Consider the following 18,699-nt stretch of genomic DNA (forward strand, 5'->3'; position numbering starts at 1 on the left):
TCCGATATTCTCATCTTCAAGAGCGAGGCCGCATACAAGCGGCCTCGACAGGGGTCTGGACTCGAGCAGAGGGCGTCAATGCCGCCTCAAGTCACTCGGAGGGCACGTATTCTACAACTTCCAGATCGAATCCGGATATCGCGTTGAACTTCATCGGCGAACTCATCAGGCGCATCTTGCGCACACCAAGGTCGCGCAGGATCTGCGAACCCGCACCCACGGTGCTGTAGGTGGTCGGCGCCTTGGCCGGCGCATCGCCTGCGCTTTCGCGGATGTGCGCCAGCAGCACGTCGCCGTCCAGCGGGTGACCCAGCAGCAATACCACGCCGCTGCCGGCCTCGGCCACGGCGGCCATTGCAGCACGCAGGCTCCAGCGGCCCGGCTGCTTGACCAGCAGCAGGTCGCGCAACGGGTCCATGTTGTGTACCCGCACCAGGGTCGGCTCTTCGGCGCAGATCTTGCCCAGGGTCAGGGCCAGGTGCACGTCGCCTTCCACCGCGTCGCGGTAGGTGACCAGGTTGAACTCGCCCAGCTCGCTTTCCACCGGCTGCTCGGATACACGCTGCACGGTGCGCTCGTGGATCATGCGGTAGTGGATCAGGTCGGCGATGGTGCCGATCTTCAGGCCGTGCTCGGCGGCGAACACTTCCAGCTCGGCGCGGCGCGACATGGTGCCGTCATCGTTCATCACTTCGCAGATCACACCGCTTGGCTCGAAACCGGCCATGCGCGCCAGGTCGCAGGCAGCTTCGGTGTGGCCGGCGCGGGCCAGGGTACCGCCCGGCTGGGCCATCAGCGGGAAGATGTGGCCAGGGCTGACGATATCTTCGGCCTTGGCGTCCTTCGCTGCGGCGGCCTGCACGGTGCGTGCACGGTCGGCGGCGGAAATGCCAGTGGTGACGCCTTCGGCGGCTTCGATCGACACGGTGAACTTGGTGCCGAAGCCCGAGCCATTGCGCGGCGCCATCAGCGGCAGCTTCAGTGTTTCGCAACGCTCGCGAGTCATCGGCATGCAGATCAGGCCACGGGCGTGCTTGGCCATGAAGTTGATGTGCTCGGGCAGGCAGCATTCGGCTGCCATGATGATATCGCCTTCGTTCTCGCGGTCTTCGTCATCCATGAGGATGACCATTTTGCCCTGGCGGATGTCTTCGACCAGTTCTTCGATGCTGTTGAGCGCCACGCGGCACCCCCTTCTCAATCAGGATTTCAAGAAGCCGTTGGCGGCCAGGAAGCTTTCGGTAATGCCACTGCCCTTGCTCGGTTCGGCAGCCTTGTCACCCAGCAGCAAGCGCTCCAGGTAACGGGCCAGCAGGTCGACCTCAAGGTTTACCCGACGCCCTGCGCGGTAGTCGGCCATGATGGTTTCGGACAGGGTGTGCGGGACAATGGTCAGCTCGAACTCGGCGCCATTGACCTCATTGACCGTCAGGCTGGTGCCGTCGACGGTGATCGAACCCTTGTGGGCGATGTACTTGGCCAGCTCCTTGGGTGCACGCACACGGAACTGGATGGCGCGGGCGTTATCGCTGCGCGAGATGATTTCGCCGACGCCGTCGACATGGCCGCTGACCAGGTGCCCACCCAGACGGGTGGTGGGGGTCAGGGCCTTTTCCAGGTTGACCTTGCTGCCGCTCTTGAGGTCGATGAATGCGGTGCGTTTGAGGGTTTCGACGCTGACGTCGGCCCAGAAGCCATTGCCCGGCAATTCGACGGCGGTCAGGCATACACCGTTGACCGCGATGCTGTCGCCGAGCTTGACGTCGCCCAGGTCGAGCTTGCCGGTTTCGACGTAGACGCGCACATCGCCACCCTTGGGGGTGAGGGTGCGGATGGTGCCGATGGATTCGATGATACCGGTGAACATGGGGTCTTCCTCAAAAACGGTTTGCACGGGGCAAGCCCGGCATTATACGCCGGGCGCCGGCAGGGGGATGGCCGTGACCCGCCAGTCATCGCCCACTGCGCGCATTTCGGTAATTTTCAATCGCGGCGCTTCGCTCATCTTGTCCAGCGGCCAGTCCAGCAACGGGCGGGCCTGGGAGCCGAGGAAGGTGCCGGCGACGAACAGCTGATACTCGTCGACCAGGCCTTGGCGGGCGAAGGCACCGACCAGGCCAGGCCCGGCTTCCAGCAGGATTTCGTTGACGCCGCGAGCGGCCAGGGCCTGCAGCAGCGCCGCAAGGTCGACCTGGCCATTGTCGCCCGGCAAGCTGAGCAGTTCGTGGCCGGCAGCGGCATAGCGCGGGTCATCTGCGACAGCGGTCACCACCAATGCCGGGCCGGCCTGGAAGAACGGCGCATCCAGTGGCAGGCGCAGGCGGCCATCGACCAGTACGCGCAGCGGCGTACGGCTGAGAGCCAGGGCTGTGGTTTCGGCATCCAGGCCCAGCTCGGTGCCACGCACGGTCATGCGGGCGTTGTCGGCCAGCACGCTGGCAGCGCTGGTCAGCACCACGCTGGAGCGGGCGCGCAGGCGCTGTACCGCCGAACGGGCAGCCGGGCCGGTAATCCACTGGCTTTCGCCACTGGCCATGGCAGTGCGGCCGTCCAGGCTCATGGCCAACTTGGCGCGCACGAACGGCAGGCCAGTTTCCATGCGCTTGAGAAAGCCCGGGTTGAGTGCGCGGGCCTCGGCTTCGAGCACGCCACTGGCCACCTCGATACCGGCCTCGGCGAGCCGCCGCAGGCCTTGCCCCGCCACTTGCGGGTTAGGGTCCTGCATGGCTGCCACCACCCGCGCCACACCGGCCTTGACCAGCGCCTCGGCACACGGCGGCGTGCGCCCATGGTGGCTGCACGGTTCAAGGGTAACGTAGGCACAGGCGCCACGGGCACGCTCACCGGCCTGGCGCAGGGCATGCACTTCGGCATGCGGCTCGCCGGCGCGCACGTGCCAGCCTTCGCCGACCACTTCGCCATCGCGCACGATCACGCAGCCAACGCGCGGATTCGGGTGGGTGGTGTACAGGCCCTTGCGCGCCAGCTCCAGCGCGCGGGCCATGTAGTGGGCGTCAAGGATGGCGGCTTGGCTGGGCATGTTCACTCTTTGGCCGGCTCACGGGCCAGGCGGTCGATCTCTTCGCGGAACTCGTCGAGGTCCTGGAAGCGTCGGTACACTGAGGCAAAGCGGATATAGGCCACTTCGTCGAGCTTGCGCAGCTCGGCCATGACCATTTCACCCACCACCAGCGATTTGACTTCGCGCTCGCCCGTGGCACGCAAGCGGCTCTTGATGTGCGCCAGCGCCGCTTCCAGGCGCTCGACGCTGACCGGGCGCTTTTCCAGCGCCCGTTGCATGCCGGCGCGCAGCTTTTCTTCGTCGAAAGGCTGGCGCGTACCGTCCTGCTTGATCAGCCGGGGCAGCACCAGCTCGGCGGTTTCGAAAGTGGTAAAGCGCTCGCCACAGGCCACGCATTCGCGGCGGCGGCGCACCTGCTCGCCCTCGGCAACGAGGCGAGAGTCAATGACCTTGGTGTCGTTGGCACCGCAAAAGGGACAGTGCATGGTGGCAGGCAACAAAAAAAGGGAGGGCCATGGTAGCGCATTGCACTGGCAAGACAAGCCAAAGGGGTTAACATCCATGGGAAATCTGCCCGTTAAGGACTCCCCCATGCACTACCGAGCGCTCGTCGTGCTGTGCTGCGCCGCCCTGCTCGCTGCCTGCGGCAGCGACAGGCCGATAACCGATACGCCCCCGGCGCCCACGCCAACCCGCTCGGCCAAACCGGCCGAAGTACTGGGCCCGTTGCCGGCCTACCAGCGCGAACTGAGCGGCACCTTGCTGGAAATCCCGGCCGGTGCCGACGTGGAACTGGCCTTGCTGATCATCGACGAACGTGGCCGCCCGCAACGCCTGCTGGCCAGTAGCAACCTGACCGGCACCGGCCAGGCCCTGCCCTATCACCTGCGCTTTAACCCCGAAGCCTTCCCGGCCGGTACGCGGGTCGAGCTGCGTGGCCGCGCCAGCCGTTCCGGCCAGTTGATCATGCACCTGCCCCCCGTGCGCATTACCCAAGCCCAGACCCAGGCCACCGGCCCGCTGCGTTTCGAGAAGGCGCCGTAAGTGGCGCCGCTGGCCCTGCAGCAGGCCCTCAGCGGCCTGATCGGCGAAGCGCGCCTGATCGTCAGCGAGCTGCCCGGCTGTGACCTGAAGCTGTGGTTGATCGACGACCAGAACATGGACCGCGCCTTCAGCAGCGACGAAACCCGGCGCATTCTTGAAGAGCCGCCCTACTGGAGTTTTTGCTGGGCCAGTGGCCTGGCCATGGCCCGGTACCTGGCCGAGCGCCCGGAGTGGGTGGCCGGCAAGCGCGTGCTGGACTTTGGTGCCGGCTCAGGTATCGCCGGTATTGCCGCCGCGCGCGCCGGTGCATTGGAAGTGGTGGCCTGCGACCTCGACCCGCTGGCCCTTGATGCCTGCCGCGCCAACGCCGCGCTGAACGGGGTCGAGCTGAGTTACAGCAGTGACTTCTTTGCCGAAGACGACCGCTTCGACCTGATCCTGGTGGCCGATGTGCTGTACGACCGCGCCAACCTGCCGCTGCTGGACGCCTTCCTCGGCCGCGGCCGCCAGGCGCTGGTGGCGGACTCGCGGGTACGCGACTTCAGCCACCCGCTGTACCAGCAGTTGGGCGTACTTGAAGCGCTGACCCTGCCGGACCTGGCCGAGCCACACGAATTCCGCAGGGTCAGCCTGTACCACGCCAGCCGCGACGCCTTATAGTGGTGCCATTCACGAGTTTGCGAGAGTCGCGATGACCCAAGACACGCCTTACATTTTCGACGCTACCGATGCCAACTTCCAGCAACTGGTAATCGAGAACTCCTTCCACAAGCCGGTGCTGGTGGACTTCTGGGCCGAGTGGTGCGCACCCTGCAAGGCACTGATGCCGTTGCTGGCCAAGATCGCCGAGGGTTACCAGGGCGAGCTGCTACTGGCCAAGATCAACTGCGACGTGGAGCAACAGGTGGTTGCCCAGTTCGGTATCCGCAGCCTGCCGACCGTGGTGCTGTTCAAGGACGGCCAGCCGGTGGACGGTTTTGCCGGGGCTCAACCGGAATCAGCGATTCGCGCCATGCTCGAGCCGCACGTGCAGATGCCCGCTGCACCCGTTGCTTCGCCGCTGGAGCAGGCCAAGGCGCTGTTTGCCGAAAGCCGCTTTGCTGAAGCCGAAGCGCTGTTGCAGGCGCTGCTGGGTGAAGACAACAGCAATGCCGAGGCGCTGATCCTGTACGCCCGCTGCCTGGCGGAGCGCGGTGAACTGGGCGAAGCCCAGGTGGTGCTGGATGCGGTCAAGACCGACGAGCACAAGGCTGCGCTGGCCGGTGCCAAGGCCCAGCTGACCTTCCTGCGCCAGGCCGCCAGCCTGCCGGAAGTGGCAGACCTGAAAAGCCGCCTGGCGCAGAACCCGCAGGATGACGAGGCGGCTTACCAGCTGAGCATTCAGCAACTGGCGCGCCAGCAGTACGAGGCGGCGCTGGATGGGTTGCTGAAGCTGTTCCAGCGTAACCGTGGTTACGAGAATGGCTTGCCGCAGAAGGCGATGCTGCAGGTGTTCGAGTTGCTGGGGGGGGATCACCCGCTGGTGAGCGTTTATCGCCGCAAGCTGTCGGCGGCGATGTTCTGACCTGATGGCATTTGCGAGGGCTTCGCCCTCGTTCGCGGGCACGCCCGCTCCCACAGGTGCTGCACAGCTCCCCAGTGCGGTGAAATCCTGTGGGAGCGGGCGCGCCCGCGAAGAGGCCAGAACAGGCAATACCAATTCACCCAACCCAGTGATAGACCGGCGAGTCCACGCCACTTTCCACCTTCACCTCACTGCTGTGCCGCAAGCGCACCAGCAGCCGTTTGCCCGCCGCCGTGCTTCCCGCCAGCCCTTCCAGCCGGTCCAGCAACTCCGGCCCGCTCATCTGCCCGGCAAGGCGCAGCACATCACGCGCTGCAGTCCATTGCACGTCATCATGGCGCGGTGCCGCAACAGTAGCCGTCGCAGCACCCTGTGCCACAGCGGGCACCTCGATGTGCTTACCCAGTTGCGCCCACTCTTCAGGCGCCAGCTCGATGGTCAGGTCCACCGGCCAGTCACCAATCTGTCCACGAATTCTCATGATGCATTCCTTGAGCCCAGGTCAATGCAGCCATGCTACCGCAACATGAAACCTTAGCCACGCAGGCTGGCGGCGGGCAGAAAAGTTGTTATAACATAACCCAATCTTCCAGCCCGCCCCGGAGTCGTCCATGCGTCGCCTGCTGCTCGCCCTGCCCTTCGCCTTGCTGCCACTGGCCGTGGCCCATGCCCACGATGACGCCCATGATCATGATCACGCCCATGGCACGCTGGGCGCCCACGAGCATGGCGTGGCCAAGCTCAACGTCGTGCTCGATGGCAACACTCTGGAGCTGGAGCTGGACAGCCCGGCGATGAACCTGGTGGGCTTCGAGCATGCCGCCAGCAGCGATGCCGACAAGGCCAAGGTTGCTGCCGTGCGCCAGCAACTCGAACAACCACTGAAGCTGTTCGGCCTTTCTGCAGCAGCAAACTGCAAAGAGGAACAGCAGGAGCTGGAAAGCCCGCTGTTCGGTGATGCCCCGAAAGCCGACGACGATGATGAGCACGCGCATGGCCACCCGCACAGCGACATCGGTGCCCATTACCAGCTGACCTGCGCCAACCCAGACAAACTGGCACAGGTGGACCTGGCGCCCCTGTACAAGGCCTTCCCGGCAACCCAGAAAATCAACGTGCAACTGATCGGCCCCAACGGCCAGAAAGGCGTGGAAACCACGCCGGCCAAGGCAGCGGTTGCCTTCTGAATGAGCCAGCCGTTGATCGAACTGCATGACCTGGTGTTCGCCTGGCCAGGTCAGCCACCGTTGCTGGATATTCCGGCATTCCACCTGGACGCCGGTGAAGCCCTGTTCCTCAAGGGCCCCAGCGGCAGTGGCAAGACCACCTTGCTGGGCCTGCTGGGCGGGGTGAACGTGCCGGCCCAAGGCAGCATTCAGTTGCTCGGGCAGGACCTCGGCAAGCTGGGCCAGGGGGCCCGTGACCGCTTTCGGGTCGATCACACGGGCTACATTTTTCAGCAGTTCAACCTGCTGCCATTCCTCTCGGTGCTTGAAAACGTCGAGCTGCCCTGCCACTTCTCGCGCAGCCGCAAGGCCCGCGCCGAACAGCGCCATGGCAGTGTCGACCAGGCGGCCTGCACGCTGCTGGCCCACCTGGGCCTGGGCGACCCCACCCTGCTCGCCCGCCGCGCCGACAGCCTGTCGATCGGCCAGCAACAGCGGGTCGCCGCCGCACGCGCCCTGATCGGCCAGCCAGAACTGGTGATTGCCGACGAACCGACCTCGGCGCTGGATGCCGACACACGCGAAGCGTTCATCCGCCTGCTGTTCGATGAATGCCGCGCAGCCGGTGCCAGCCTGCTGTTCGTCAGCCACGACCAGAGCCTGGCGCCACTGTTCGACCGTCACCTTTCCCTGGTCGACCTCAACCGCGCCGCCAAGCCCCGGGAGGCCTGATGTACCTGCTCCGCCTTGCCCTGGCCAGCCTGGCCAACCGCCGCTTCACCGCCTTGCTCACCGCCTTCGCAATCGCCCTGTCAGTGTGCCTGCTGCTGGCGGTGGAACGCGTTCGCACAGAAGCGCGCGCCAGCTTCGCCAGCACCATCAGCGGCACCGACCTGATTGTCGGCGCCCGCTCCGGTTCGGTGAACCTGCTGCTGTATTCGGTGTTCCGCATTGGCAACGCCACCAACAACATCCGCTGGGACAGCTTCCAGCACTATGCACAGGACCCGCGCGTGAAGTGGGCGATCCCGATCTCGCTGGGCGACTCGCACCGCGGCTACAGGGTGATGGGCACCACGACGGATTACTTCAGCCATTACCAGTACGGCCGCCGCCAGCACTTGCAACTGAGCCAGGGGCGTGAGTTTGCCAGCGACCCGTTCGAGGTGGTGCTCGGCGCCGAAGTGGCCGAGGCGTTGCACTACAAGCTGGGTGACAAGCTGGTGCTGGCCCACGGCGTGGCAGCCATCAGCCTGGTCAAACACGACGACAAGCCGTTCACCGTGGTCGGTGTGCTCAAGCGCACCGGCACACCGGTCGACCGCACCCTGCATATCGGCCTGGGCGGTATGGAGGCCATCCATATCGACTGGCACAACGGCGTCCCGGCCCGAGGCGCCGGGCGCATCAGCGCCGACCAGGCACGCACGATGGACCTGCAACCTGCCGCCATTACCGCGTTCATGCTGGGCCTGAACAACAAGATCGCGACCTTCAGCCTGCAGCGCGAGATCAACGAGTACCGCAGCGAGCCCTTGTTGGCAATCCTGCCAGGTGTGGCCCTGCAAGAGCTGTGGAGCCTGATGGGCACAGCGGAACAAGCGTTGTTCGTGGTGTCGCTGTTCGTGGTATTGACCGGCCTGATCGGCATGCTGACGGCTATTCTCACCAGCCTCAACGAGCGCCGCCGGGAGATGGCGATCTTGCGTTCGGTCGGGGCCAGGCCGTGGCATATCGCGGGGCTGCTGGTACTGGAGGCGCTGTCACTGGCCGCGGTCGGGATCGTGGCCGGGCTTGGCTTGCTGTATGCGGGGATTGCCCTGGCCCAAGGGTACGTGCAGGCCAACTATGGTTTGAATTTGCCACTGGCCCTGCCGAGCGCACATGAATGGACCTTGCTGGCTATCATCCTGGGGGCGGCGTTGCTCATGGGCAGCGTGCCGGCGTGGCGGGCTTATCGGCAGTCGCTGGCCGATGGCCTGTCCATACACCTCTGAGTGCGCGTAATGATCAGACACCTCATCGCCTGCTTCGCGGGCACGCCCGCTCCCACAGGGTTCTCCACAAGCCTCAGGCCTTATAGAGGACCTGTGGGAGCGGGCATGCCCGCGAAGAGGCCGGCAATGCACCTGCTGCTGGCCCTGCTGTTGCTGGTAGCAATGCCGCTATGGGCCGCAGAACCCAAGGAGCTGGACTGGCCCGCCCTGATCCCCGAAGGCGCCCCGGTCATCCCGCCACAACTGGCGCCGCTGCACGACATGTCACAGCTTAGCAACGCCCTGTCTGCCGAAGCCGCCCCACCCGCGCGCCAGCAAGCCCCCGATGCCCCAGTGGTGAAGGGCCTCGACGGCCAGCAGGTCAAGCTGCCGGGCTACATCGTGCCGCTGGAGGTCAGCGAAGAAGGCCGCACCACCGAATTCCTGCTGGTCCCTTACTACGGGGCGTGCATCCACGTGCCGCCGCCACCGTCGAACCAGATCGTGCATATTTTCAGCGAGATGGGCGTGCGCGTCGAAGACCTCTACCAGCCGTACTGGATCGAGGGAAAGATGCAAGTCAGAGCCTCCAGCAGCGAACTGGCCGACGCCGGCTACCAGATGGAAGCCGAGAAAATCTACGTTTATGAGCTGAGATGAGAACTGTTTCGAATTCGTGAAGACGCTTCTTTGAGCTGGGTCAAACTTTCTGTTTAACCACCTCCGTACCATTGGACTACTCGATTAATAACGTCCTTTGGGAGCTTCCATGAACAAGTCCTTGCTCGGCGCCTCGCTTGTGGCCCTTGCGCTCGCCGCCCCTGCTGCCCACGCCTATCAGGCGGGGGACATGATCCTGCGCGCAGGCGCCATCACCACTGCCCCGAACGAGAGCAGCGGCGACCTGAAGTTCGACGGCAACAAGGTGTCGGGCACCAAGGCGACCCTGGACAGCGACACCCAGCTGGGCCTGACCTTTGCCTACATGCTCACCGACCACATCGGCCTGGAGCTGCTGGCAGCCACCCCGTTCAAGCACACCGTCGGCGTAAAAGGCCTGGGCGGCGGGCTGGACGGCAAGCTGGCCGACATCAAGCAACTGCCACCGACCCTGTCGCTGCAGTACTACCCGATGGAGCCGAATTCGCGCTTCCAGCCGTACGCCGGCGTGGGTATCAACTACACCCTGTTCTTCGACGAAGACCTGAGCAGCGCACGCAAGCAACAAGGCTTCAGCAACCTCAAGCTGCAGGATTCGGTAGGTATTGCCGGCCAACTGGGCATGGACTACATGCTGACCGACAACTTGCTGGTCAACGCCTCGGTCTGGTACGTCGACATCGACACCAAAGCCAGCGTCAACGGCCCGACCGCGCTGGGCTACAGCAAGACCAAGGTCGACGTCGATGTCGACCCGTGGGTGTACATGGTCGGCCTTGGCTACAAGTTCTGACCTGAACACTGCAGGGCGGCTTCGGCCGCCCTCACGCGTTGCAGCCATAGCCAGTAGCCCAGCGCGGCCGCGCTGATGGCCATGCCAAGCCCACACACCGCAGCCCACCCCCAATGGGCATGCACCCAACTCGCAAGCACCGCCCCCAGCCCGCTGCCAAGCGAATAGCAGCACATGTAGGCGCCGATCAAGCGGCTGGCCATCGCGCCACGACCTGCCAGCAACAGGCTCTGGTTGGTGACATGCACCGCCTGCACGGCAAAATCCAGCATCAGCACACCTAGCACAAAGGCCATCAGCGACTGCCCGACAAAAGCTGTGGGCAACCACGACAGCGTCAGCAGGGCCAGCGCCAGCCCGGTGGTGCGCTCCCCCTGCCCTTGGTCTGCCAGGCGACCGGCACGCGAAGCCGCCAATGTGCCCGCGACACCTGCCAGGCCGAACAGGCCGATCTCGGTATGGCTCAGCAGCAACGGCGCAGCACTGAGCGGCATGACCATGGCACCCCACAGCACACTGAACGCGGCGAAGATCAACACCCCGAACACGCCGCGCTGGCGCAGCAACCTGTCGTGCCGGTACAAACTGAACTGGGCCACGATCAGCGCCCGGTAACCCGGCCGCTGCCCCATCGGCCGCCCACCGGGCAGGCTGCGCCACAGCACCAGGGCCAGCAACATCAATAGCCCTGCGGCGACCAGATAAACACTGCGCCAACCGGCCAGATCAGCCAACCCGCCCGACACCAGGCGTGCCAGCAGAATGCCCAACACCACACCACTGGTGACGGTGCCTACCGCCTGCCCTTGCTGGCCCGGTGAGGCCAGGCTCGCGGCGTGAGCCACCATCACCTGCACCATGACTGCCATCAACCCGGTGATGGCCAGCGCCAACAGCAACATTGCCCAGTTCGGCGCCACGCCGACACCGACCAGCGCCAACGCCGAGAGCAGCAACTGCCAGAGCAACAGGCGCTTGCGATCGACCAGGTCCCCCAGGGGCACGATCAATAGCAGACCCACGGCGTAGCCCGCATGGGTCGCGCCGACCACCCAGCCAATCTGCTGCTGCGCCACTCCCAGGTCGGTAGCCATCGACTCAAGCAGAGGCTGGGCGAAGTAAACCGTCGCCACGGCCATGGCGCTGGTGGTGGCAAGCAACAGCGTTATCCAGCGTGTCAGCGAAGGCTTCATAGGACCGCTCTCATCAATCCGGTTTCGTTTTGAAACCACACACTGGCTATTTAGCAAATGTGGTTTTAATCTGCAACCAGGTAATCAACACAGGTTTGAGCCATGCTCGATGAAAACAATGCGCAGTGCCCCGTAGCCCGGGCGCTGGAGGTGCTGGGTGATCGCTGGGCACTGATGATCCTGCGCGATGCCTTTGACGGCTTGCGGCGGTTCAGTGAATTTCAGAAGAACCTGGGGCTGGCGAAGAACATCCTCGCCTCACGGCTCAAGCTGCTGGTGGAAAGCGGGTTGCTGATCACACAGCCGGCGTCGGATGGCAGTGCCTACAAGGAATATGTGCTGACCGAGAAAGGGCGGTCGGTGTTTCCGGTGGTGGTTGGCTTTAGGCAGTGGGGGGAGCGATACCTGTTTGAAGCGGGGGAAGCGCGTTCTGAATTGTTCGAGGCTGCCAAAGGGCAGGCTATCGAGACTTTGCAGGTGCGAGCTTTGGATGGGCGGGTACTGGGGGCCGAGGATTGCCTGCGCAGGGTTGTGCGGCATGGGTGATTTTTAGGGCTGCTGCGCAGCCCATCGCGACACAAGGCCGCTCCTACAGTGACCGCAAGTCCATTGGCTTTACGCGGTCGTTGTAGGAGCGGCCTTGTGTCGCGATAGGGGCGCAAAGCGCCCCCAGGAAATCAGCCTTTACCCAATAGCCGCGCCAGGCCCTCAACCATCGGCGTCGCCTGCGGAAACTCGAACCGCGCCAGCAGCCGCTGGTTATCCGCCCGCGAATGGCGAATGTCACCGGCACGCGCCGCCACATGCGTGATCGCCGGCAAGCTGCCCACCACCTTCTCCAGCGCCACCAGCAACTGGTTCAGCGAGGTGGCCTGGTTGAGGCCGATATTCACAGCCCCCTCCTCGACCTGCGGCTGCTCCAGCGCCTGCACCATTACCTGCACCAGGTCGCCCACGTAAAGGAAGTCGCGGGTCTGCTCGCCATCGCCGAAGATGGTGATCGGCAAGCCCTGCACTGCGCGCTCGCAGAAGATGCTGATTACCCCGGAATACGGCGAGGACGGGTCCTGGCGTGGCCCGAAGATATTGAAGAAACGGAACACCACCGGCTCCAGGCCATGCTGACGGCGGTAGAAGTCCAGATACTGCTCACTGGCCAGCTTGTCCACGGCGTAGGGCGTCAGCGGCGCCTTGGGCGTGTCCTCGGCAATCGATTCACCCTCGCCATTGTTGCCGTACACCGCCGCACTGGAGGCGAACAACACCCGGCGCAGACCGTGCACGCGCATAGCTTCGCACACGTTGAGGGTACCGATGAAGTTGCTCTGGTGGGTACGCACCGGGTCTTCGACCGAGGCCTGCACCGAAGCCACCGCCGCCAGGTGCACCACAGCACTGCAGCCTCCCGCAGCCTGCGTGACCAGCCCGGCGTCGGCGACATCGCCTTCGATCAGTTCCAGCCGTGGGTGGCCAACCTGCAGGTTGCTCCGCCGGCCGGTTGAGAAGTCGTCGAGAATGCGTACGGCGTAGCCTTTTTCCAACAACGCATCGCACAGGTGGGAGCCAATGAAGCCGGCACCGCCGGTGATCAGGATGGGGGCGTCAGCCATGGCGGTAGAACCGGTCCAGTAGAGGCGGCAGGCCTGCGCGCCAGGCGCGCGGCTTGATGCCGAAGGTATGAAGGATTTTCTTGCAGGCCAGTACAGCGTTCTGCGGCTCTTCGCTGGCATCCGGCCGTGCGGCATGGGCCTGCGGTGTCGGCGCCTGCACCGCCAGTTGGCGGTATTGGCCTGCTTCGGTAAGGATAGCCTGGCCCAGCGCCAGCGGCGTGGTCGCCTCGTTGCCGGCGTAATGGTAAGTGCCCCACAGCGGCGCACTGCAATCGAGTTGCTTGAGCACCGACAGAATCACCCGTGCGGCATCGTCGACCGGCGTCGGGTTGCCACGCCGGTCATCGGCCAGCAGCAGCTCTTGCGGCTGCTCTGCACGGGTCAGGAAGCGGCCCAGCGAGCCGTCGATGCTCTCGTCGAGCAACCAGCCGAAGCGCAGCAGCACGTGCTGTGGGCAGGTCGCACGCACACTCTGCTCGATGCGCCACAAGGCCTGGCCACGCTGCCCCAGCGGCACGGGCTCGTCCTTTTCGCTGTAGGCCGTTGCCCGCGAACCATCGAATACCCGGTAGCTGGAAGGTTGCACGAGGGTGATCTGGTGGTGCTGGCACAGCTCTGCCAGCCGCTCCACTGCCCGCTCCTGTTGAGCCAGGCGTTGCTCGCTGACCGACTCGGCCTGGAACCAGTCGAAGTAATAGGCCAGGTTGACCAGGGCGTCGGGGCGGTGATCGTCGAGCAACTGGGTGAGGTTGGCCGGCGTCCAGCCATTCTCGGGAGGGCGCGGCGCCAGGAAAGCAATGTCCTCCTCGGCCCCAAGACGAATCAGCGCTTGCCCGAGGGCATTGCCACCACCCAACAGCATTAGGCGCATACGCATAGAGTCAGCAGATCCGAGAGGTTGATGAAGGAAAGGGGTCATTTTGCGGTTTCCGGGCGGGGAAGTCCAACGCAGGGCCCGGTGAATGCCATGGACGGATTTGCTGATGCTGATTACCGTCTGCTTCACCTGCCGTCAATGCCGAATGTACAGCCGCGCAAGGGGGAGATCTCGACTAGCCTCTTTTGCGTGACAATAGCGCCAATCATGGCTTTTCAGAGACCGTCATGCACTTGCAAACTGGCACCCAGCAGCGCCTGAAATGGCAATTCGACGAGCCGGCCCCGGGCAAAGAGCTGTTCATCGACGAACAATTCGGAAGCTACCAGCAACAGGCCCGGTTGCTTGTACCTGATACAGAGCGCGCAGCGCCGGCATTGGTGCTGGGTGGCGCGCGCTAGGACTTTACCCGGCTCAACCCACTGCTCTATCGCTTGCAAGCCGCTGGCATCGGGTCGCTCACCGGCAATCTTTCTGGTCACAGCCTCGCCAGCGAGCCAGGCGCAGTGGCACCGTCACTGGCTACCAACCTCAAAGAGGCACAGCGGTTTCATACGCATATCGCACCTCGATGCCGAACACTGATCGGCCACAGCCTGGGCGCGGCAATCACGCTGAAACTTGCGGCACGGTTGCCGCAAGTGGACAGGATCGTGTTGATCTGCCCAGCGGTTTATCCAGATGATGCCCACCGGGCGCCGTTTGGCCCGGCATTCACCACAGCCATCAGCAAACCCTACGGCTTTCTGGACAGCGACAGCTACGCCTTCCTCAAGCAGTTCCAAGGCAGAGTGCTGATGGTGATTGGCGAGTATGACGGGCTCAACTCACAACGATTCGGCAAAGGCCCAGGGACCAGTGCAGGTAGCCTGTGGCTGGCCAGTGCCGAGCGCTACAGCCCGATTCCTGAAGAAGTTACCCAGGCCCTGATGCAATCAGTTCCAGCAGCGCATTTGCAATGCCTGTTTCTTACCGACTGCGACCATGGCATCGCTTCCCACTTACGAAGTACGCCAGCGATTGCGGATCAGGTTGCCAGCGCCGTGGCGGGATTCATCCTCGAAGACGCCTGACTTGTTGAGCATTACTCGATCTCGAACAAACTGTTGCGCAACGGCCCCACACTCAACCGCTCACGCACATCATCATCTATTCGCGGATCATCCGGGCGGTACAGTTTCACCTGCCGATACGCATTGATGCGATTGATCTCCTCGCCCAGGTACTCCCACACCACCCGGGTGCAGGCCGGGTTGCGCCGGTCGCCGCTGGAAACCCCGGCCTTGAGGCCGTTCAGGCGGGTGATGCGGCTTTTGAAGCTGGGGATGAGAATGGTCTGGCTCATTTCGTTGAAGGTGAGCGACTCGTAGTCGATGAGGAACACCCGGTCCTGCAGTTGAAACGCCGCGCCCAGGTAGCGGCAGCGCACCTCGGCATGCTGGTCCGTGGCACTGGAACGCTCCTGGCGCTCCTGGCGCTCGAACAGGAAACGGCCGCGCTCTTCCCACAGGTGCACCAGCGAGACCAGGATCGTGCCCGGCACCGACATGCAGTTGGAATATTCGAAGTAATAACCGCAATAGCGCGACAGGTTGCCCGCATGATCGTGCAGCGGGCGGAACAGTTCGCTGATCGGGTCGCTGGGCTGCTCGGCCAAGGTGGACACCCGTGCGCCGATCAGCCGGGCGAACTGCTCGGCCGGCAGGTTCAGTTCGTAATCCTCGACCCCGAAGAAATCGCCAATGCGCTTGAGGTTGAACGCCGTCGGACGGCTCTGACCGCTCAGGTACTTGTTGAACTGCGCGCGGTTGATCGAGAGCTGCCGGCAAACTTCGGAGATAGAGCGGTAGTGGCTGCAAGCCAGTTTGAGGTTGGTGGCGAAATGATCGCTCATGTGCGGAACCCAGGTGACGCGAATGGCGCCATTGTAGCATCAACTAGCATCAAGTCAGAGCAACCCGCGAAATTGTAACGACTCTTGTCATGGCCAACCATTCGCCCCAACGAATAGCGGTGCGCCTGCCGTCCGCTGGTCTTTCCACACGAAGAATAAGAATCGAGGTCATTTTCCAATGCTCGAAGTACTCAACGATTTCCTTTCGGGGAAACTCCTCATCGTGCTGATCGTAGGGCTGGGTAGCTACTTCACTATCCGTTCGCGTTTCGTTCAGTTCCGCCATTTCGGCCACATGTTCACCGTTTTCAAGGAATCGCTGCGTGGCCAGGCAGGCCAGCTGAGCTCCTTCCAGGCCCTGATGCTCAGCCTGGCCGGCCGCGTTGGCGCCGGTAACATTGCCGGTGTCGGTATCGCCGTGACCTTGGGTGGCCCGGGCGCCGTGTTCTGGATGTGGGTCACCGCACTGGTGGGTATGTCCAGCAGCTTCTTCGAGTGCACCCTGGCCCAGGTCTACAAGCGCGCCGACGGCGACGGCCTGTACCGTGGCGGCCCGGCCTACTACATCCAGCACGGCCTGAAGCGCAAAAGCATGGCCATCGTGTTCTCGGTCCTGCTGCTGGTCACCTACGGCTTTGCCTTCATTGGCCTGCAGTCGTACACCGTGACCCACTCGCTGCAGAACGCCTTTGACTTTGCCCCAAGCCAGACCGGTATCGTCCTGGCAGTGCTGCTGGCCATCACCTTCATCGGCGGCATCAAGCGCATCGCCGCAGTGTCGGACCTGCTGGTACCGATCAAGACCTTGGCCTACATCGGCGTGACCCTGTACGTGATCGGCACCCAGATCGAACACGTGCCGGCCATGCTGGAAACCATCTTCAAGAGCGCCTTCGGCCTCGACCCGGCGTTTGGCGGCCTGCTCGGCAGCGCCATCGTCATGGGCGTGAAGCGTGGCGTGTTTGCCAACGAAGCAGGCCTGGGCAGTGCGCCGAACGTCGCCGCCGTGGCAGCCGTGAAACACCCGGGCGCCCAGGGCGTGGTCCAGGCCTTCAGTGTGTTCCTCGATACCTTCGTGATCTGCACCTGCACCGCGCTGCTGATCCTGCTGTCGGGCTTCTACACCCCGGGCTTCGAGGGTGACGGCATTGTCCTGACCCAGAACTCGCTGGCCGCCGTGGTCGGTGACTGGGGCCGTGTGTTCGTCAGCGTGGCGCTGTCGCTGTTCGTGTTCACCTGCATCCTCTACAACTACTATCTGGGCGAGAACAGCCTGCAGTTCCTCACCCGCAACCGCGTGGTGCTGATGGTGTTCCGTGGCCTGGTGCTGGCACTGGTGGTGTGGGGCTCGATGCAAGACCTGTCGACCGTGTTCGCCTTCGCCGACATCACCATGACCTGCCTGGCTTTCGTCAACCTGGTGGCCCTGGCCCTGCTGTTCAAGGTCGGCCTGCGCGTCATGCGTGACTATGACGACCAGCGCAAAGCCGGTATCGGCCAGCCTGTGTTCGACTCGAGCAAGTTCGCCGACCTGGACCTGGACCGCAATGCCTGGCCTGCCAACCCGCAGGTGGAAACAGCCGCTGACAAAGCAGCCGTCCAGGCTCAGCCGCAGCGCTGATATCCTCCCCTGCCCAGCCGCCCCTTCCGCGGGCGGCTTTTCTTTCTCGGCTCACCGCTACGGATGTTTTCCATGCGTGCAGTAAAGAATCTCCTCGTTCTCTATACCGGTGGCACCATCGGCATGCTCGAAACCCCAGAGGGCCTGGCGCCAGCCGGGGGCTTCGAAGCGCGGATGCGCGAACACTTCGCCCACATGGCCGATGCGCCACAGCTGCAATGGACGCTGCAGGAACTGAACCCGCTGCTCGACAGCGCCAACATGCAGCAGCACAACTGGCTGGCGATGCGCGATGCCATCGTCGAAGCCGTGGATGTGGCAGGCCATGATGGCGTGCTGGTGCTGCACGGCACCGACAGCATGGCTTACAGCGCCGCGGCGTTGTCGTTCTTGCTGCTGGGCCTGCCAGTGCCGGTGCTGCTGACCGGTTCGATGCTGCCGGCAGGCGCCGCGGATAGCGATGCCTGGGCCAACCTGTGCGGCGCGTTGCACCATTTCGAATCCGGCCTGGAAAATGGCGTGCAACTGTACTTCCATGGCCAGTTGCTGCATGGCTGCCGGGCGTCGAAGTTGCGCAGCGAGGCGTTCGATGCCTTTGCTGCGCTGCCGCGCCATCGTGATGGCGAGCGGGCCGATATTATCCCTGCCGCACTTGGCTACAAGCAGCCGCGTCAGCCGGTCAACCTGGCAGTCGTGCCGGTCTTCCCCGGGCTGCAGGCCGCGCACTTGCAGGCTTTCATCGACAGTGGTGTGCAGGGTTTGCTGCTGGAGTGCTACGGCAGCGGTACCGGGCCGTCGGATGACCAGGCGCTACTGGATGTGCTTAGCGCAGCGCGCCAGCGCGGCGTGATGCTGGCAGCAATCAGCCAGTGCCCTGAGGGTTCGGTGGTGTTCGATACCTATGCGGCGGGTAACCGCTTGCGTGGGGCCGGGCTGGTCAGCGGGGGTGGCATGACCCGCGAGGCGGCGCTGGGCAAGATGGTTGCGCTGCTGGGGGCGGGGCTGGATGTTGACACGGCAGAGCGGTGGTTCGCCGTGGATCTTTGTGGGGAACGGGCCTGATTGACTGGGGCCGCTTCGCGCCCCATCGCGACACAAGGCCGCTCCTACAGGTACAGCGCAGTCCTGTGTAGGAGCGGCCTTGTGTCGCGATGGGCTGCGAAGCAGCCCCGGTACAAATGATTGGCGGAAGGCAGCGGGAGTCGAACCTGCCCGGGAACGGCTGCCGTCCCCAACCGGGTTTGAAGCCCGGCCGCGCCACCGGGCGCGATTGCCTTCC

The 18,699-nt window shown here is 64.0% G+C and carries 20 protein-coding genes, 1 tRNA gene and 1 pseudogene; 12 read left to right on the forward strand and 10 right to left on the reverse strand.

All coding sequences use genetic code 11. The features are described 5' to 3' along the window. Nucleotides 1–91 precede the first annotated feature (91 nt). From ribBA to nrdR, 4 genes are read right to left on the reverse strand one after another with little or no spacing between them, the layout of a single operon-like run. Entirely contained in the window at nt 92–1,183 is a 1,092-nt protein-coding gene (gene ribBA / locus JOY50_RS20115; RefSeq protein ID WP_016497781.1) for a bifunctional 3,4-dihydroxy-2-butanone-4-phosphate synthase/GTP cyclohydrolase II, read from the reverse strand. 18 nt (nt 1,184–1,201) lie between these two features. Beyond that, entirely contained in the window at nt 1,202–1,867 is a 666-nt protein-coding gene (locus JOY50_RS20120) for a riboflavin synthase (RefSeq protein ID WP_132846754.1), read from the reverse strand. A gap of 42 nt (nt 1,868–1,909) precedes the next feature. Next, nucleotides 1,910–3,040, reverse strand: a complete 1,131-nt coding sequence (gene ribD / locus JOY50_RS20125) for a bifunctional diaminohydroxyphosphoribosylaminopyrimidine deaminase/5-amino-6-(5-phosphoribosylamino)uracil reductase RibD (RefSeq protein ID WP_138737152.1) — start codon at nt 3,038–3,040, stop codon at nt 1,910–1,912. Between the two features lie 2 nt (nt 3,041–3,042). Beyond that, nucleotides 3,043–3,507: a transcriptional regulator NrdR gene (nrdR, locus tag JOY50_RS20130; RefSeq protein WP_003255402.1), complete on the reverse strand. Its 465-nt coding sequence runs from the start codon at nt 3,505–3,507 to the stop codon at nt 3,043–3,045. 106 nt (nt 3,508–3,613) lie between these two features. On the opposite strand from nrdR, the gene JOY50_RS20135 reads away from it, so the two are divergent. From JOY50_RS20135 to trxA, 3 genes are read left to right on the forward strand one after another with little or no spacing between them, the layout of a single operon-like run. Further along, nucleotides 3,614–4,066, forward strand: coding sequence for a hypothetical protein (locus JOY50_RS20135; protein ID WP_138737151.1), 453 nt, complete (start codon nt 3,614–3,616; stop codon nt 4,064–4,066). After that, nucleotides 4,067–4,726 (forward strand): methyltransferase, encoded by a 660-nt coding sequence (locus JOY50_RS20140; RefSeq protein ID WP_019472337.1) that lies wholly within the window; start codon nt 4,067–4,069, stop codon nt 4,724–4,726. A gap of 31 nt (nt 4,727–4,757) precedes the next feature. Further along, nucleotides 4,758–5,630, forward strand: a complete 873-nt coding sequence (gene trxA / locus JOY50_RS20145; RefSeq protein ID WP_132846750.1) for a thioredoxin — start codon at nt 4,758–4,760, stop codon at nt 5,628–5,630. A gap of 136 nt (nt 5,631–5,766) precedes the next feature. Here trxA and JOY50_RS20150 read toward each other — a convergent pair whose 3' ends face one another. Continuing rightward, nucleotides 5,767–6,111, reverse strand: a complete 345-nt coding sequence (locus JOY50_RS20150) for a hypothetical protein (protein WP_243055733.1) — start codon at nt 6,109–6,111, stop codon at nt 5,767–5,769. 130 nt (nt 6,112–6,241) lie between these two features. On the opposite strand from JOY50_RS20150, the gene JOY50_RS20155 reads away from it, so the two are divergent. The 5 genes from JOY50_RS20155 to JOY50_RS20175 all read left to right on the forward strand — a co-directional run bounded on the left by JOY50_RS20155 (nt 6,242) and on the right by JOY50_RS20175 (nt 10,225). Further along, nucleotides 6,242–6,817, forward strand: a complete 576-nt coding sequence (locus tag JOY50_RS20155; protein WP_243055734.1) for a DUF2796 domain-containing protein — start codon at nt 6,242–6,244, stop codon at nt 6,815–6,817. Further along, nucleotides 6,818–7,528: an ABC transporter ATP-binding protein gene (locus JOY50_RS20160; RefSeq protein WP_243055735.1), complete on the forward strand. Its 711-nt coding sequence runs from the start codon at nt 6,818–6,820 to the stop codon at nt 7,526–7,528. It begins immediately after the preceding gene. Beyond that, nucleotides 7,528–8,793: an ABC transporter permease gene (locus tag JOY50_RS20165; protein ID WP_243055736.1), complete on the forward strand. Its 1,266-nt coding sequence runs from the start codon at nt 7,528–7,530 to the stop codon at nt 8,791–8,793. The genes JOY50_RS20160 and JOY50_RS20165 overlap by 1 nt, the downstream gene beginning before the upstream one ends. Nucleotides 8,794–8,919: 126 nt before the next feature. Next, nucleotides 8,920–9,432, forward strand: coding sequence for a DUF3299 domain-containing protein (locus JOY50_RS20170; protein ID WP_132846745.1), 513 nt, complete (start codon nt 8,920–8,922; stop codon nt 9,430–9,432). 109 nt (nt 9,433–9,541) lie between these two features. Continuing rightward, a complete protein-coding gene (locus JOY50_RS20175; RefSeq protein ID WP_014589498.1) occupies nt 9,542–10,225 on the forward strand; it encodes an OmpW family protein in 684 nt (227 codons plus the stop codon). Here the strand turns inward: JOY50_RS20175 and JOY50_RS20180 are convergent. Next, the gene (locus JOY50_RS20180; RefSeq protein ID WP_243055737.1) at nt 10,213–11,418 is read right to left on the reverse strand and encodes an MFS transporter; all 1,206 of its coding nucleotides are present in this window, start codon (nt 11,416–11,418) and stop codon (nt 10,213–10,215) included. The genes JOY50_RS20175 and JOY50_RS20180 overlap by 13 nt on opposite strands. 102 nt (nt 11,419–11,520) lie before the next feature. Between JOY50_RS20180 and JOY50_RS20185 the strand changes: the two genes are divergently transcribed. Beyond that, nucleotides 11,521–11,964 (forward strand): helix-turn-helix domain-containing protein, encoded by a 444-nt coding sequence (locus JOY50_RS20185; RefSeq protein WP_132846742.1) that lies wholly within the window; start codon nt 11,521–11,523, stop codon nt 11,962–11,964. Between the two features lie 131 nt (nt 11,965–12,095). Here JOY50_RS20185 and JOY50_RS20190 read toward each other — a convergent pair whose 3' ends face one another. Next, nucleotides 12,096–13,028, reverse strand: a complete 933-nt coding sequence (locus JOY50_RS20190; RefSeq protein WP_019471907.1) for an NAD-dependent epimerase/dehydratase family protein — start codon at nt 13,026–13,028, stop codon at nt 12,096–12,098. Next, nucleotides 13,021–13,905, reverse strand: coding sequence for a sugar nucleotide-binding protein (locus JOY50_RS20195; RefSeq protein WP_132846741.1), 885 nt, complete (start codon nt 13,903–13,905; stop codon nt 13,021–13,023). Before JOY50_RS20195 ends, JOY50_RS20190 begins: the two co-directional genes overlap by 8 nt. 227 nt (nt 13,906–14,132) lie before the next feature. Here JOY50_RS20195 and JOY50_RS20205 point away from each other — a divergent pair. Then, nucleotides 14,133–14,978: pseudogene (locus tag JOY50_RS20205) on the forward strand (alpha/beta hydrolase). An 11-nt stretch (nt 14,979–14,989) separates the two neighbouring features. On the opposite strand, the gene JOY50_RS20210 reads toward JOY50_RS20205, so the two are convergent. Beyond that, a complete protein-coding gene (locus tag JOY50_RS20210; RefSeq protein ID WP_016497761.1) occupies nt 14,990–15,799 on the reverse strand; it encodes a helix-turn-helix transcriptional regulator in 810 nt (269 codons plus the stop codon). A gap of 178 nt (nt 15,800–15,977) precedes the next feature. Between JOY50_RS20210 and JOY50_RS20215 the strand changes: the two genes are divergently transcribed. Then, on the forward strand, nt 15,978–17,420 hold the full coding sequence (locus JOY50_RS20215; RefSeq protein WP_063424877.1) for a sodium:alanine symporter family protein: 1,443 nt from the start codon (nt 15,978–15,980) through the stop codon (nt 17,418–17,420). A 72-nt stretch (nt 17,421–17,492) separates the two neighbouring features. Beyond that, nucleotides 17,493–18,482, forward strand: coding sequence for an asparaginase (locus tag JOY50_RS20220; protein WP_405045997.1), 990 nt, complete (start codon nt 17,493–17,495; stop codon nt 18,480–18,482). Between the two features lie 121 nt (nt 18,483–18,603). Here the strand turns inward: JOY50_RS20220 and JOY50_RS20225 are convergent. Continuing rightward, nucleotides 18,604–18,699, reverse strand: a tRNA-Sec gene (locus tag JOY50_RS20225).

This window comes from Pseudomonas sp. BP01 (assembly GCF_022760795.1).
Lineage (GTDB): Bacteria > Pseudomonadota > Gammaproteobacteria > Pseudomonadales > Pseudomonadaceae > Aquipseudomonas > Aquipseudomonas putida_Q.

Coding starts and splice junctions, on each gene's coding strand:
- JOY50_RS20120 (WP_132846754.1), bottom strand. CDS start 1,867: ATGTTCACCGGTATCATCGAATCCATCGGCACCATCCGCACCCTCACC.
- ribD (WP_138737152.1), bottom strand. CDS start 3,040: ATGCCCAGCCAAGCCGCCATCCTTGACGCCCACTACATGGCCCGCGCG.
- nrdR (WP_003255402.1), bottom strand. CDS start 3,507: ATGCACTGTCCCTTTTGCGGTGCCAACGACACCAAGGTCATTGACTCT.
- JOY50_RS20135 (WP_138737151.1), top strand. CDS start 3,614: ATGCACTACCGAGCGCTCGTCGTGCTGTGCTGCGCCGCCCTGCTCGCT.
- trxA (WP_132846750.1), top strand. CDS start 4,758: ATGACCCAAGACACGCCTTACATTTTCGACGCTACCGATGCCAACTTC.
- JOY50_RS20150 (WP_243055733.1), bottom strand. CDS start 6,111: ATGAGAATTCGTGGACAGATTGGTGACTGGCCGGTGGACCTGACCATC.
- JOY50_RS20155 (WP_243055734.1), top strand. CDS start 6,242: ATGCGTCGCCTGCTGCTCGCCCTGCCCTTCGCCTTGCTGCCACTGGCC.
- JOY50_RS20160 (WP_243055735.1), top strand. CDS start 6,818: ATGAGCCAGCCGTTGATCGAACTGCATGACCTGGTGTTCGCCTGGCCA.
- JOY50_RS20165 (WP_243055736.1), top strand. CDS start 7,528: ATGTACCTGCTCCGCCTTGCCCTGGCCAGCCTGGCCAACCGCCGCTTC.
- JOY50_RS20170 (WP_132846745.1), top strand. CDS start 8,920: ATGCACCTGCTGCTGGCCCTGCTGTTGCTGGTAGCAATGCCGCTATGG.
- JOY50_RS20175 (WP_014589498.1), top strand. CDS start 9,542: ATGAACAAGTCCTTGCTCGGCGCCTCGCTTGTGGCCCTTGCGCTCGCC.
- JOY50_RS20180 (WP_243055737.1), bottom strand. CDS start 11,418: ATGAAGCCTTCGCTGACACGCTGGATAACGCTGTTGCTTGCCACCACC.
- JOY50_RS20185 (WP_132846742.1), top strand. CDS start 11,521: ATGCTCGATGAAAACAATGCGCAGTGCCCCGTAGCCCGGGCGCTGGAG.
- JOY50_RS20190 (WP_019471907.1), bottom strand. CDS start 13,028: ATGGCTGACGCCCCCATCCTGATCACCGGCGGTGCCGGCTTCATTGGC.
- JOY50_RS20195 (WP_132846741.1), bottom strand. CDS start 13,905: ATGCGTATGCGCCTAATGCTGTTGGGTGGTGGCAATGCCCTCGGGCAA.
- JOY50_RS20210 (WP_016497761.1), bottom strand. CDS start 15,799: ATGAGCGATCATTTCGCCACCAACCTCAAACTGGCTTGCAGCCACTAC.
- JOY50_RS20215 (WP_063424877.1), top strand. CDS start 15,978: ATGCTCGAAGTACTCAACGATTTCCTTTCGGGGAAACTCCTCATCGTG.
- JOY50_RS20220 (WP_405045997.1), top strand. CDS start 17,493: ATGCGTGCAGTAAAGAATCTCCTCGTTCTCTATACCGGTGGCACCATC.